Below are 14,514 nucleotides of genomic sequence, written 5' to 3'. Positions count from 1 at the left end.
TATCGCTCAGTCGATCGAGTCGAGCGAGCGATACATTCGCTCGGGCCGCCGGAGGCGGGAAACGAACCCCAGGGTGAATTAGTTTGCACGACGGTGCATAATCAATCGCATGGGTAACTCACCGGCATTCACGGCGACTCCGCAGTCGCCGCTCCGGGTCGCGGTGGCGGGAGCCAGCGGCTATGCGGGCGGCGAAGTTCTGCGTCTGCTCCTTGCGCACCCCGCTCACCAGGACGGTTCGCTGGTGATCGGCGCGCTCACCGCCGGCGGAAACGCCGGTGCGTCACTGCGCGAATTCCATCCGCACCTGCATCCGCTCGCCGATCGAGTGCTCGCGCCCACCGACCTCGAGTCGCTGGCCGGGCACGACGTCGTCTTCCTCGGTCTGCCGCACGGGCACTCCGCCGCCCTCGCCGAGCAACTCCCCGACACCACGGTCGTCATCGACTGCGGCGCCGACTTCCGACTCGAGAACGCCGACGACTGGACGCGGTGGTACGGCAGCGAGCACGCCGGAACCTGGCCGTACGGGCTGCCGGAGATGCCCGGCAAGCGAGACCTGCTCGCCGGTGCCACCCGGATCGCGGTGCCCGGCTGCTATCCGACGTCGGCGACGCTCGCGCTCGCTCCGGCGGTCGCGGCCGGGCTGGTCGAACCGGCCGTGCAGGTCGTCGCCGTGTCCGGGACCTCCGGTGCCGGCAAGTCGCCGCGGGTGGACCTGCTCGGCTCCGAGGTCATGGGCTCGGTGCGGGCCTACGGCATCGCCGGTGCCCACCGGCACACTCCGGAGATCGCCCAGAACCTCGCCGCCCTCGCCGGCGCGCCCGTATCGGTGTCGTTCACCCCGGTTCTCGCGCCGATGCCCCGAGGCATCCTCGCGACCTGCACCGCGCGCACCGGAGCCGGTGTCGACGAGATCCGCGCGGTCTACGAGAAGGCATACGCCGACGAACCGTTCGTGCAGCTGCTGCCCGAGGGCGTGTTGCCCGCGACCGGTGCCGTGGTCGGATCCAACGTCGCGCAGGTCGCCGTCACCGTCGACACCGACGCCGGAATGCTCGTCGCGATCGCCGCAATCGACAATCTCACCAAGGGCACCGCCGGCGGTGCCGTCCAGTCCATGAACCTCGCCGTCGGTCTCCCCGAGACCGCCGGCCTGCCCGCCGTGGGAGTGGCACCGTGACCGACAACACCGACAAGCACGCCGAGCACGTCTACGCGGACGCCGTCGAGGTCGCCGGCGGTCGGCTCGTCCGCACCCAGGGCGTGACCGGCCCCGCCGGGTTCCGTGCCGCAGGGATCCCCGCGGGCATCAAGACCGGCGGCAGGTCCGACCTCGCCCTCGTGTTCAACGAGGGACCGGAGCTGACCGCGGCCGGCGTGTTCACCACCAACAAGGTCAAAGCGGCCCCGGTGCTGTGGTCGCAGCAGGTCCTCACCTCCCACGCGTTGCGTGCCGTGATCCTCAACTCCGGTGGCGCCAACGCCTGCACCGGGCCCGGCGGCTTCCAGGACACCCACGCAACCGCCGAGGCCGTCGCCGCGGCCCTGAGCAACTGGGGCACCGAAACCGGCGCCGGGGAGGTCGCGGTGTGCTCCACCGGACTGATCGGCGACCGGCTGCCCATGGACAAGGTCCTCGCCGGTGTCGAGGAGATCGTGCACGAACTCGCCGGCGGCATCTCCGGTGGCACCGACGCGGCGTACGCCATCATGACCACCGATACCGTCCCGAAACAGGCGGCGCTGCACCACACCGACAAATGGAACGTCGGTGGGATGGCCAAGGGCGCCGGGATGCTCGCCCCGGCCCTGGCCACCATGCTCTGCGTGGTCACCACCGATGTCGTCGCCTCCGGTGAGCAACTCGACCAGGCGCTGCGCAACGCCACCCGGCTCACCTTCGACCGCCTCGACATCGACGGTGCCACCTCCACCAACGACACGGTGCTGCTCCTCGCGTCCGGTGCCAGCGGAATCTCGGTCTCCCAGGACGAACTCGACGCCGCGGTCCTCGCCGTGTGCGACGACCTCGCTGCTCAGATGATGGCGGACGCGGAAGGTGTCACGAAGCGGGTCACCGTCACCGTGCGGGGTGCGGCCAGCGAGGACGACGCGCTGATCGGAGCGCGGACCGTCGCCCGCGACAGCCTCGTCAAGACCGCGCTGTTCGGATCCGACCCCAACTGGGGCCGGGTCCTCGCGGCGATCGGTGTCGCGCCGATCACGCTCGACCCCGACAGGATCGCCGTCTCCTTCAACGGCAGCCCGGTGTGCATCGACGGGGCCGGCGCACCCGGTGCCCGCGACGTCGACCTCACCGGCATCGACATCGCTCTCGACATCGATCTCGCCGTCGGCGACGCAGAGGTGTCGATCCGCACCACCGACCTGTCGCACGCCTACGTCGAAGAGAACTCGGCGTACTCGTCATGACCGGCCGGGCATCGGGAGGACACGTGACCGACGACGTGATCGCAGCACTGACGTCCCACCAGAAGGCGTTCGTTCTCGCAGAGGCGCTGCCGTGGCTGCAGAAGTTCCGCGACAAGGTCGTCGTCGTCAAATACGGCGGCAACGCCATGGTCGACGACACCCTCAAAGCGGCCTTCGCCGCCGACATGGCGTTTCTGCGCACCGTCGGCATCCATCCCGTCGTCGTGCACGGCGGCGGACCCCAGATCAATGCGATGCTGAAGCGCCTCGGGATGGAAGGTGAGTTCCGCGGAGGCTTCCGCGTCACCACCCCCGAGGTGATGGACGTCGTCCGCATGGTCCTGTTCGGCCAGGTCGGACGTGAACTCGTCGGTCTGATCAACAGTCACGGCCCGTACGCCGTCGGCATCTCCGGTGAGGACGCCGGACTGTTCACCGCGACCCGCCGCACCGTCGTCGTCGACGGCTCCGACACCGACATCGGGCTCGTCGGCGACGTCACCAGCGTCGACCCCGCCGCAGTCCTCGACCTCATCGCCGCCGGACGTATCCCGGTCGTGTCGACGATCGCTCCCGACGCGGACGGGGTCGTGCACAACATCAACGCCGACACCGCGGCGGCGGCGCTCGCCGAGGCCCTGGGCGCCGAGAAACTCGTCGTGCTCACCGACGTCGAAGGGCTCTACACCGACTGGCCCGATCGCAGCTCGCTCACCTCCGAGATCGACACGGCGGCGCTCACCGCGCTGCTGCCGTCCCTCGACGCGGGGATGGTCCCGAAGATGGAAGCGTGCCTGCGGGCCGTGGTCGGTGGCGTACCCACCGCCCACGTCATCGACGGCCGACAGCCGCACTCCGTACTGCTCGAACTGTTCACCGAGGAAGGCGTCGGCACGATGGTCGTGCCCGGTGAGGAAGGACACGCATGACCGGCACCTCTGACCTCCAGCAGCGCTGGGCGGACAAGCTCATGCACAACTACGGTGTGCCGAAACTGGCCCTGGTCGCCGGTGACGGAGCCGTCCTGACGGACGCCGACGGCCGGGAGTACCTCGACCTGCTCGGCGGTATCGCCGTCAACAGCCTCGGCCACCGGCACCCGGCGATCATCGAGGCCGTCACGGCCCAGCTGAACCGGCTCGGTCACGTCTCCAATCTCTATGCCTCACCGCCCGTCCTGGATCTCGCCGAACGGCTGCTCGCGCACTTCGGGCACGACGGCCGGGTGTTCTTCTGCAACTCCGGCACCGAGGCCAACGAGGCCGCGTTCAAGATCGCGCGGCTCACCGGCCGGCCCAAGATCATCGCCGCGGAGAAGGCGTTCCACGGACGGACCATGGGGGCGCTCGCCCTCACCGGGCAACCAGACAAACGCGCACCCTTCGAACCGATGCCCGCCGGTGTCGAATTCGTCCCCTACGGTGACCTCGACGCTCTCGACGCGGCCGTCGACGAGAACACCGCCGCGGTGTTCCTCGAACCGATCATGGGCGAGTCCGGTGTCGTCGTGCCCCCCGACGGCTACCTCGCCGCTGCTCGGCGCATCACCGCGGAACGCGGCGCGTTGCTGGTGCTCGACGAAGTCCAGACCGGAGTCGCCCGCACCGGCACCTTCTTCGCCCACCAGGCAGCCGGGATCGTCCCCGACGTGATGACCCTCGCGAAGGGCCTCGGCGGGGGACTGCCGATCGGCGCGGTGATCGCGACCGGACCCGCCGCGGACCTGTTCCGGCCCGGGAAACACGGCACCACCTTCGGTGGCAATCCGGTGTGTGCGGCGGCCGCGCTGGCAGTGCTGCGGGTGATCGACGAGCAGAACCTCGTCGATCACGTCGAGTCCGTCGGCAAGTCCCTTGCCGCAGGCATCGAGGAACTCGGACACCCGCTCGTCGACCACGTCCGCGGATCCGGACTGCTGCGCGGCATCGTTCTGACCGCCGAGAAGGCCGCCGCGGTCGAGACCGCGGCCCGCGACGCCGGTTTCCTCGTCAACGCCGCAGCCCCCGGCGTGATCCGTCTCGCACCGCCGCTGATCCTCACCGAGGAACAGGCCGAGACGTTCGTGACGGCACTGCCCGCGATCCTCGACACCGCAGTCGAATCCGACCCCGCACAGGCAGGAGGAAAGTGACCATGGTCCGACATTTCCTGCGCGACGACGACCTCACCCCGGCCGAGCAGACCGAGGTCCTCGAACTCGCCGCCGAGCTGAAGAAGAATCCGCTCGTACGCCGCCCGCTCGAAGGCCCGTACAGCGTCGCCGTGCTGTTCGACAAGACCTCCACCCGCACCCGATTCTCGTTCGACGCGGGCATCGCCCAGCTCGGAGGACACCCGATCGTCGTCGACGCCGGCTCCACCCAGATCGGCAAGGGAGAATCCCTCGCCGACACCGCCCGCATGTTCTCCCGGTTCACGAAGGCGGTCGTGTGGCGCACCTACGGACAGGACCGCGTCGATACCCTCGCCGCCCACTCCGCCGTACCCGTGGTCAACGCGCTCACCGACACCTTCCACCCGTGCCAGGTCCTCGCCGACCTGCAGACCATCCGCGAACACAAGGGCCGCACCGCCGGACTGCGGATGACCTACCTCGGTGACGGAGCCAACAACATGGCGCACTCGCTGATGCTCGGCGGTGTCACGGCCGGGCTGCACGTGACGATCGCCGCACCGGCCGGTTTCACCCCGGACCCGCAGGTCGTGGCCGATTCCCGTGCCCGCGCCGAGCAGACCGGCGGCAGCGTCACCGTCACCGACGACCCGCGCGCCGGGGCCACCGGCGCCGACGTGCTCGTCACCGACACCTGGGTGTCGATGGGACAGGAGAACGACGGACTCGATCGGGAGGCCGCGTTCCGTCCGTTCCAACTGAACGACGAACTGCTCGCGCTGTCGGATCCCGACTCGATCGTCCTGCACTGCTTGCCCGCATACCGCGGCAAAGAGATCACCGCCGACGTCATCGACGGTGATCGCTCCGTCGTGTGGGACGAGGCCGAGAACCGGTTGCACGCACAGAAGGCACTGCTCGTGTGGCTGCTCGAGAAGAGCGGGAGCTGACCGTGAACACCACGGCCGGGCACACCGACGACCGCGCCGGCGTCCCCACCCGGGCCGCACGGCAGGCGCGCATCGTCTCGGTGCTCGCCAGCCGCCCGGTGCGCAGCCACACCGAACTCGCCGCGCTGCTCGCCGCCGACGGCATCGAGGTGTCCACCGCCACCCTCTCCCGGGACCTCGAAGAACTCGGTGCCGTCAAGCTGCGCGCGGCCGACGGCGGCGCCGGTGTGTACGTCGTTCCCGAGGACGGCAACCCCGTGCGCGGGATCACCGGCGGTACCGACCGGCTCTCCAAACTGCTCGGCGAACTGCTCGTCTCCACCGACGCGAGCGGCAACATCGCCGTGCTGCGCACACCCCCGGGCGCAGCGCACTATCTGGCCAGCGCGCTCGATCGTGCATCATTACCGGAGGTGGTCGGCACCATCGCGGGAGACGACACCATCGCGGTCATCGCCCGCGAACCGACCACAGGGGCAGAACTCGCAGCGAGAATAGAATCACTCGCCTGACCCACCACAGACAGACGCACTGCGAACAAGCACGAAGGAGCATCATCACAATGGCCGATCGCGTCGTACTCGCCTACTCGGGCGGGCTGGACACCTCCGTCGCCATCAGCTGGATCGGCAAGGAGACCGGCAAGGAGGTCGTCGCCGTCGCCATCGATCTCGGCCAGGGCGGCGAGGACATGGAGGTCGTGCGTCAGCGCGCCCTCGACTGCGGAGCCGTCGAAGCGATCGTCGTCGACGCCAAGGACGAGTTCGCCAACGAGTACTGCCTGCCCACCGTCCAGGCCAATGCCCTGTACATGGATCGCTACCCGCTGGTCTCGGCCATCAGCCGCCCGCTGATCGTCAAGCACATCGTGCAGGCCGCCCGCGAACACGGCGGCACCATCGTCTCCCACGGTTGCACCGGCAAGGGCAACGACCAGGTGCGCTTCGAGGTCGGCTTCGGCGCCCTCGCCCCCGACCTCCAGGTCATCGCACCCGTCCGCGACTACGCGTGGACCCGCGAAAAGGCCATCGCGTTCGCCGGTGAGCACGGACTGCCGATCAACGTCACCAAGAAGTCGCCGTTCTCCATCGACCAGAACGTGTGGGGACGTGCCGTGGAGACCGGATTCCTCGAGGACCTGTGGAACGCCCCGACGAAGGACGTCTACGACTACACCGAGGACCCCACCCTGAACTGGCAGGCCCCCGACGAGCTGATCATCAGCTTCGAGGCCGGCAAGCCCGTCGCGATCGACGGCAAACACGTCACCGTCCTCGAAGCGATCCAGCAACTCAACAAGCGCGCCGGCGCGCAGGGAGTCGGCCGCCTCGACATGGTCGAGGATCGCCTCGTCGGCATCAAGAGCCGCGAGATCTACGAGGCTCCGGGCGCGATCGCACTGATCACCGCGCACCAGGAACTCGAGCACGTCACGCTCGAACGCGAACTCGGCCGCTACAAGCGGCGCGTCGAGGAGCGGTGGAGCGAGCTCGTGTACGACGGCCTGTGGTTCTCACCGCTGAAGTACGCGCTCGACGCGTTCGTCGCACAGACCCAGGAACGCGTCACCGGCGACATCCGCATGTCGATGCACGGCGGGCACATCACCGTCAACGGTCGGCGCAGCCCCGAATCGCTGTACGACTTCAACCTCGCCACCTACGACGAGGGTGACAGCTTCGACCAGTCCAACGCCAAGGGCTTCGTCCAGATCCACGGGCTGTCCTCGAAGGTCGCCGCCAAGCGCGATCTGGGTCTGTAGGCATGGGCAGCCATGACGGCGGTGCCCGAACCCAGGGCACCAACGAAGGGGCCCTGTGGGGCGGCCGGTTCGCATCCGGACCGGCCGCCGCCATGGCCGCGCTGAGCAAGTCCACCCACTTCGACTGGGCGCTGGCCCCGTACGACGTGCGTGCCTCCCGCGCCCACGCGAAGGTTCTGCACCGGGCGGGACTGCTCAGCGACGACGACCTCACCACCATGCTCGACGGTCTCGGTCGGTTGGCCGACGACGTCGCTTCCGGCGCCTTCGCTCCCGCCGATTCCGACGAGGACGTCCACGGCGCCCTCGAACGCGGTCTCATCGAGCGTGTCGGTCCCGAGGTCGGTGGGCGCCTGCGCGCGGGACGGTCGCGCAACGATCAGGTCGCCACGCTGTTCCGCATGTGGCTGCGCGACGCCGTCCGGACGATCGGCGACGGCGTCCTCGACGTCGTCGACGCCATCGCCGGGCAGGCTGCCGCGCACCCGGACGCGATCATGCCCGGCAAGACCCACCTGCAGGCCGCGCAACCCGTGCTGCTCGCGCACCACCTCCTCGCGCACGCACATCCGCTGCTGCGCGACGTCGACCGGCTCCGCGACTTCGACAAGCGGGCGGCGGTCTCCCCGTACGGGTCCGGTGCGCTCGCCGGATCCTCCCTCGGGCTCGACCCCGACGCCATCGCGGCGGACCTCGGCTTCGACTCGGCCGCCGACAACTCGATCGACGCGACCAGCTCTCGCGACTTCGCTGCCGAAGCCGCGTACGTGCTCGCGCAGATCGGGGTGGACCTCTCCCGCATGGCCGAAGAGGTGATCCTCTGGAGCACACCGGAATTCGGGTACGTCACGCTCGCCGACGAATGGTCGACAGGCTCGTCGATCATGCCGCAGAAGAAGAACCCCGACGTCTCCGAACTGACCCGCGGCAAAGCGGGCCGGATCATCGGGAACCTCACCGGGCTCCTCGCGACCCTCAAGGCGCAACCGCTCGCGTACAACCGTGACCTGCAGGAGGACAAGGAACCGGTCTTCGACTCGGTCGCGCAACTCGAACTGTTGTTGCCCGCGATCAGCGGGCTGGTGTCGACCCTGACGTTCCACACCGACCGGATGGCCGAACTGGCGCCCGCAGGATTCACCCTTGCGACCGACATCGCCGAGTGGATGGTCCGTCAGGGCGTGCCGTTCCGGGTCGCGCACGAAGCTGCGGGCGCCTGCGTGCGGGCCGCGGAATCACGCGGGGTGGGTCTCGAGGACCTCACCGACGAGGAACTCGCCGCGGTCGATCCCGCGCTGACACCGCAGGTGCGCGAGGTCCTCACCGTGGAGGGATCCGTCGCCTCCCGCAACGCGCGCGGAGGTACCGCCGGGGTGCGCGTCGCAGAGCAACTCCACCGGGTGCGCAGCAACTCGTCGACGCTGCGTTCCTGGATCCGCGGCTGAGCTCACCGGTACTACGTCCGAGCCGGTTCCCGAATGTGGCAGTCTGGGAACCGGCCCGGTCGGTAGAACGACAGGCAGATGGAGAGCGGAACGCGTGGAGGGGTGCGGCTGGTGGCACTGAGCGGTGGGACGGTGATGGGAACACTGCGGCGAGTGGTGGCGACCGCGCAGAACGGACTGGAGGTGATCCGGTTCGGAGGCCTCGAGACCGGATCGACACGGTCCCCGTTCCAGATCGTCGAACGCACACCGATGTACCGCCTGCGCAGATACTTCCCCGACGTCGACGCCGATGCGGTCGGTGCACCCGTCGTTCTGGTACCGCCGATGATGATGTCGGCGAACGTCTACGACGTCACCCGCGACACCGGTGCGGTGGGCATGCTCCACGCGATGGGCCTCGACCCGTGGGTCGTGGACTTCGGATCACCGGATCGCGAAGAGGGCGGGTGGGGCCGCACCCTCACCGACCACATCGTCGCGCTCGACGAGATCATCGACCTCGTCCACGAGTACACCGGTCGTGACATCCACCTCTCGGGGTACTCGCAGGGCGGGATGTTCTGCTACCAGGTCGCGGCGTACCGACGCAGCCGCGATATCGCCAGCCTCATCACCTTCGGAAGTCCCGTCGACACCCTCGCGGCGCTTCCGTTCGGAATTCCCGACGTCGTGGCATCCAGATCCGCGGACTTCCTGGCCGATCACGTCTTCAACAGACTCGCGATCTCCGGGTGGATGGCCCGGACCGGCTTCCAGTTTCTCGACCCGGTCAAGACGGTCCGCTCCCGCATCGACTTCCTGCTGCAACTCCACGACCGAGAGGCATTGCTGCCGCGCGAACCCCAACGACGATTCCTCGACACGGAGGGCTGGGTCGCGTGGTCGGGCCCGGCCGTCGCCGAACTGCTACGACAGTTCATCGCCCACAACCGGATGGTCAACGGAGGGTTCGTCATCAACGACCGCCCGGTGAGCCTGGCGGAGATCACCTGCCCGATCCTCGCGTTCGTCGGCGAGGTCGACGACATCGGGCAGCCGCTCGCGGTCCGCGGTATCCGGCGGGCCGCTCCCCGCGCCGAGACCTACGAATACTCCCTCAGAGCAGGCCATTTCGGGTTGGTCGTGGGCACGGTGGCAGGGGAGCAGACGTGGCCCGCGGTCGCGGAGTGGGTGCAGTGGCGCGAAGGCCTCGGCGACCGCCCCGTCGGCGTCCACCCCATGCTCCCACCGGACCCGCACCGCGACGACGAGAGCGGAGTGAGTTTCGGGAACCGACTGACGCACGCTGCGGCCACCATCGCCGAGGTCGGCACCGACATCGGGCGTGGCCTCGCGCAGATCGCGGCGGGAAGCGTGCGCGGCGCGCGGGACATCTCCGAGGAAGCCGCGCGGGCGCTTCCGCGACTCGCGCGTCTCGGGCAGATCCAGCCGCGGACCAGAATCTCGGTCGGTGCACTCCTGTCGGAGCAGCTGCGCAAGGGGGCGCAGCGCGAGGTCTTCATCTTCGACGACCGGGTCTACACCTATCGACAGGTCGACAACAGGATCGATCGGGTCGTGCTCGGCCTCGTCGACAACGGTGTCCGGCCCGCCATGCACGTCGGGATCCTCATGGGAACCCGACCCAGCGCGATGGCGGCGGTCGCGGCGGTGTCCCGCATCGGGGGTGTGTCGGTACTGCTCGCGCCGGGCGCGGACCTGCCCGAAACCCTGCACCTCGGTGACGTCGAGAAGATCATCACCGACCCGGAACACCTCGACACCGCCACCGCAACGGGGCTGCCGGTCTTCGTCCTCGGCGGAGGCGATGTCCGAGATCTGGACGTCGATCCCGAGGCCGACGTCGTCGATCTCGAACGGTACGACCTCACCGGCGTCCAACTCCCCGGGTGGTACGTGCGCGACCCGGGTCTCGCCCGCGAACTGGCCTTCGTGCTGTTCACCGGAAGCGGACGCACCCTCGAGATGAAGCGGATCACGAACTACCGCTGGGCGCTGTCCGCGTTCGGCACCGCGACCGCCGCGGCGCTGGGGCGCGGCGACACCATGTACTGCCTTGCCCCGCTGCACCACTCGTCGGGACTGTTGGTGAGTCTCGGTGGCGCGCTCGCCGGCGGTGCACGGATCGCTCTGTCTCGGGAACTCGACCCCACTCGATTCAGCGACGAGATCCACCGCTACGGGGTCACCGTGGTCACCTACACCTGGTCGATGATGCGGGAGATCCTCGACAGCCCGTCGCTGCACGTCGACGCCAGCCACCCCGTGCGCCTGTTCATCGGGTCCGGAATGACCCCCGGACTGTGGCGACGAACGATGGAACAGTTCGCCCCGGCCCGGATCCTCGAGTTCTACGCATCGACCGAGGGTGACGTCGTCCTCGCGAACGTGTCGGGCGCCAAGATCGGTGCGAAGGGACGGCCGCTGCCCGGCAGCGTCGACATTCGACTCGCCGCGTACGACCCCGCCGCGGGGCGACTGCTCGAGGACGAGCGCGGTTTCGTGCGTGACTGTGCCGACGACGAGGTCGGACTGTTGCTCGGCAGGCCCAGCGCATCCACCGAAGCGTTGACGGGTGTGATGCGCAGCGTCTTCGAACCCGGTGACGTGTGGGTACCCACGGAGAACCTCTTCCGCCGCGATTCCGACGGGGACTACTGGCTGCTCGACAACAAGCGCACCGTCGTCGTCACCGAACACGGACCGGTGTTCACGATGCCGGTCGTCGACGTCCTCGGAATGCTCCCGCGCATCGACCTCGTTGTCTCCTACGGCGTCGCGGTGGGCGAGACGGACATCGCGGTGGCGGCAGTGACCCTGCGAGGAAACCGTGCCCCCACGGCCGCGGAGATCACCGCGGCGCTCGATGCGGTGCCCGCGGACGAACGCCCGGACCTCGTGCACGTCGTCCCGCAGATCACGCTGAGTCCGTCGTATCGGCCGATCGTGGACGCGTTGCGTTCCCGGGGGCTGCCCAAGCCCAGCGCGCGGTCCTGGTATGCCGACCGGGAGACGGGAACCTACAAGCGGTTCACCAAGGCCGTCGCAGCAGCCTGGACGGCGGGCTCGGACCATGCGGGGCCGGCCGCGCGGTAGTGTGGGCTCGTTCGTTTCCCCCTGTCGAGAGGACATCCGTGGCCGTCGATCCCACGTTGTTGAGCATCCTGGCGTGCCCGCAGGACAAGGGGCCGCTGCTGCTCGTAGACGACACGGTGCTGTACAACCCCCGACTCCGGAGGGCGTACCCCATCGAGAACGGCATCCCCGTGCTGCTCGTCGACGATGCCCGCGACGTCTCGGATGCGGAGCACGAGGACTTCGTCGCGCGCGGATCGGCGGGGTGGACACAGAACTGAGCGGCGCCCGTCCCCGATGATGCCGGAAGACCTGGCCGCTCTCACTCCCCTCGAGGCGGCACACGCCCTTCTCGGAGCCCGCATCGCGGCGCGCGATGTGGTGGTCCGCGTGACCGAGGTCGAGGCGTACGGCGGACCGGAGGACGGGCCCTGGCCCGATCCCGCGGCGCACTCGTATCGGGGTCCCACCGATCGCAATCGCGTGATGTACGGGCCGGTCGGTCATCTGTACGTGTACCGCAGCTACGGAATCCACCACTGCGCGAACATCTCCGTCGGTCCCGACGGGGTCGCCGCCGCCGTGCTGCTCCGCGGCGCCGAAGTCCTCGACGGAGCCGCCGTCGCCCGGACCAGGAGAACCGCGGGGACACCGGCCTCGAACCTGGCGCGCGGACCAGGCAATCTCGCCGCCGCGTTGGGTCTCACACTCGCCGACAACGGCCTGGACGTCTTCGCCGCCGGCGCCGATGTCGAGCTGACACTCGACGCCACCACCGACCCGGTGAGCTGCGGACCACGCGTCGGCGTCAGCGTCGCCGCGGAGCGCCCGTGGCGGCTGTGGATCACCGGCGCGGCCGGTGTCTCCGCATACCGGAGGAGCCCGCGGGCACCGGCGGTATCCGGTGGGGTGGGATGATCGGGGAGTGACTGAGCATATTCTCGACGAACTGACCTGGCGTGGGCTCATCGCCCAATCGACCGACCTCGACGCGTTGCGACGAGAGCTCGATGCGGGCCCGGTCACGCTGTATACCGGATTCGATCCGACCGGACCGAGTCTGCATGCCGGTCACCTCGTCCCCCTGCTCGCGCTCAAACGGTTCCAACGTGCCGGGCACCGGCCGATCGTGCTGGCCGGTGGAGCGACAGGAATGATCGGCGACCCGCGCGACGTCGGCGAGCGGACGATGAACTCGGCCGACACCGTTGCGGACTGGGCGGACCGGATCCGCGGTCAGCTCGAGCGCTTCGTCGATGTCGACGATTCCCCGACAGGCGCGGTCGTCGCGAACAACCTGGACTGGACGGGGCAGCTGAGCGCCATCGACTTCCTGCGGGGCATCGGCAAACACTTCTCCGTCAACGTCATGCTCGCGCGCGACACCGTCAAGCGTCGCCTCGAGGCGGACGGGATGTCGTACACGGAGTTCAGCTACATGTTGTTGCAGGCCAACGACTTCGTCGAGCTGCGACGTCGGCACGGCTGCGTGCTCCAGGTCGGGGGATCCGACCAATGGGGGAACATCATCGCCGGCGTCGAACTGAACCGACGCACCGACGGTGCGTCCGTGCACGCATTGACGGTTCCGCTCGTGACGTCGTCCGACGGCAAGAAGTTCGGGAAATCGACCGGTGGTGGAAGCCTGTGGCTGGATCCGGAGATGACCAGCCCGTATGCGTGGTACCAGTACTTCGTCAACGCCGCGGACGCCGACGTGATCAAGTACCTGCGGTGGTTCACCTTCCTCGATCGGGACGAGCTGGCAGCGCTGGAGACCGCGACGGCCGAACGTCCGCACGCGAGGGAAGCGCAGAAACGCCTCGCCGCCGAGATGACCACGCTGGTGCACGGTGAGGCGAACACCCGCGCCGTCGAACTCGCCAGCCGCGCGTTGTTCGGCAGGGGCGAACTGGCGGATCTCGACGAGGCGACACTCGCGGCCGCCGTCACCGAGGCGTCGGTGGTCGATATCCATCCGGGTGAGCCGTCGTCGATCGTGGACCTGCTCGTAGCCACCGGACTGTGCGAGAGCAGGGGAGCGGCCCGCCGCACGGTCAAGGAAGGCGGGGCATCGGTCAACAACGCGCGTATCGGTGACGAGGAGTGGACGCCGGCCGACGCCGATCTACTCCATGGGCGGTGGCTCGTCGTGCGTCGAGGCAAGCGCAACTTCGCCGGGGTGCGTGTCCTGCGGACCTGACCGGGCCACGGAGCCGGTGCCGGGAGGATTCGCGGTCGGGCCATTCGGGTCCGATGCCGCTCGGATCGTTGTTCGGGTCTTTGACCAGGCGATTTGACCTCCCGGTAGCGGCGGCGTAACTTTGTCGTCGTTCGAGCGACAGGGACGGACACCCCGAAACGAGAGAATCGGGGATGCAGTACTGTTCAGGTCGGGAGAACAAGGTCGAATCGAGTGTGGCGCGAGTGACTTTGCGCCTCGCAGATCGACTGTGCTAGATTGGAACGGTTGCCCCGGAGCGGTTCGAACATGCGGTTCGGAACGTGATGGTGTGTGCGTGTTCTTTGAGAACTCAACAGTGTGCCGATGAATGTCAGTGCCAATATTATTTGGTGCGACCACCCCACTTTTGTGGGTGGTTGTTGCTGACTGTCACATTCTTCCGTCTGTGATGGTCAGTGTTTTTGCTAGTTTGAGTTTTTATGCTAGTGATTCGGCTCTTTTGTCTATGACTGATCGGCCCTTCGGGGTGTTGATCGAGAGTCTTT

12 protein-coding genes are annotated in these 14,514 nt (G+C 68.4%); all 12 read left to right on the top strand.

Annotation, left to right across the window (positions count from 1 at the left end; all coding sequences use genetic code 11):
- Window positions 1-109: 109 nt before the first annotated feature.
- Window positions 110-1,183, top strand: coding sequence for an N-acetyl-gamma-glutamyl-phosphate reductase (gene argC / locus LDQ05_RS09780; RefSeq protein WP_226436746.1), 1,074 nt, complete (start codon window positions 110-112; stop codon window positions 1,181-1,183).
- Window positions 1,180-2,436: a bifunctional glutamate N-acetyltransferase/amino-acid acetyltransferase ArgJ gene (gene argJ / locus LDQ05_RS09775; RefSeq protein ID WP_226436745.1), complete on the top strand. Its 1,257-nt coding sequence runs from the start codon at window positions 1,180-1,182 to the stop codon at window positions 2,434-2,436. Before argC ends, argJ begins: the two co-directional genes overlap by 4 nt.
- The gene (argB, locus tag LDQ05_RS09770) at window positions 2,433-3,365 is read left to right on the top strand and encodes an acetylglutamate kinase (protein ID WP_226436744.1); all 933 of its coding nucleotides are present in this window, start codon (window positions 2,433-2,435) and stop codon (window positions 3,363-3,365) included. The genes argJ and argB overlap by 4 nt, the downstream gene beginning before the upstream one ends.
- Window positions 3,362-4,567, top strand: a complete 1,206-nt coding sequence (locus LDQ05_RS09765; RefSeq protein ID WP_226436742.1) for an acetylornithine transaminase — start codon at window positions 3,362-3,364, stop codon at window positions 4,565-4,567. The genes argB and LDQ05_RS09765 overlap by 4 nt, the downstream gene beginning before the upstream one ends.
- A 2-nt stretch (window positions 4,568-4,569) precedes the next feature.
- Window positions 4,570-5,499, top strand: a complete 930-nt coding sequence (gene argF / locus LDQ05_RS09760) for an ornithine carbamoyltransferase (RefSeq protein ID WP_226436789.1) — start codon at window positions 4,570-4,572, stop codon at window positions 5,497-5,499.
- Between the two features lie 2 nt (window positions 5,500-5,501).
- Window positions 5,502-6,011, top strand: a complete 510-nt coding sequence (locus LDQ05_RS09755) for an arginine repressor (RefSeq protein WP_226436741.1) — start codon at window positions 5,502-5,504, stop codon at window positions 6,009-6,011.
- 50 nt (window positions 6,012-6,061) lie between these two features.
- On the top strand, window positions 6,062-7,261 hold the full coding sequence (locus tag LDQ05_RS09750) for an argininosuccinate synthase (RefSeq protein ID WP_226436740.1): 1,200 nt from the start codon (window positions 6,062-6,064) through the stop codon (window positions 7,259-7,261).
- A 2-nt stretch (window positions 7,262-7,263) separates the two neighbouring features.
- Window positions 7,264-8,706: an argininosuccinate lyase gene (gene argH, locus LDQ05_RS09745; RefSeq protein WP_226436739.1), complete on the top strand. Its 1,443-nt coding sequence runs from the start codon at window positions 7,264-7,266 to the stop codon at window positions 8,704-8,706.
- Window positions 8,707-8,841: 135 nt separating this feature from the next.
- Entirely contained in the window at window positions 8,842-11,805 is a 2,964-nt protein-coding gene (locus LDQ05_RS09740) for an AMP-binding protein (protein ID WP_226436787.1), read from the top strand.
- Between the two features lie 38 nt (window positions 11,806-11,843).
- A complete protein-coding gene (locus tag LDQ05_RS09735) occupies window positions 11,844-12,065 on the top strand; it encodes a Trm112 family protein (RefSeq protein WP_226436737.1) in 222 nt (73 codons plus the stop codon).
- Window positions 12,066-12,084: 19 nt separating this feature from the next.
- Window positions 12,085-12,702 (top strand): DNA-3-methyladenine glycosylase, encoded by a 618-nt coding sequence (locus LDQ05_RS09730; RefSeq protein ID WP_372461067.1) that lies wholly within the window; start codon window positions 12,085-12,087, stop codon window positions 12,700-12,702.
- 7 nt (window positions 12,703-12,709) lie between these two features.
- Window positions 12,710-13,987, top strand: a complete 1,278-nt coding sequence (tyrS, locus tag LDQ05_RS09725; protein ID WP_226436734.1) for a tyrosine--tRNA ligase — start codon at window positions 12,710-12,712, stop codon at window positions 13,985-13,987.
- The last annotated feature ends 527 nt before the right edge of the window (window positions 13,988-14,514 follow it).

It is taken from the genome of Rhodococcus yananensis, from assembly GCF_020515525.1.
In the GTDB taxonomy this organism is placed as follows: Bacteria; Actinomycetota; Actinomycetes; order Mycobacteriales; family Mycobacteriaceae; genus Rhodococcus; species Rhodococcus yananensis.
This window is presented reverse-complemented; position numbering and strand designations above follow the sequence as displayed.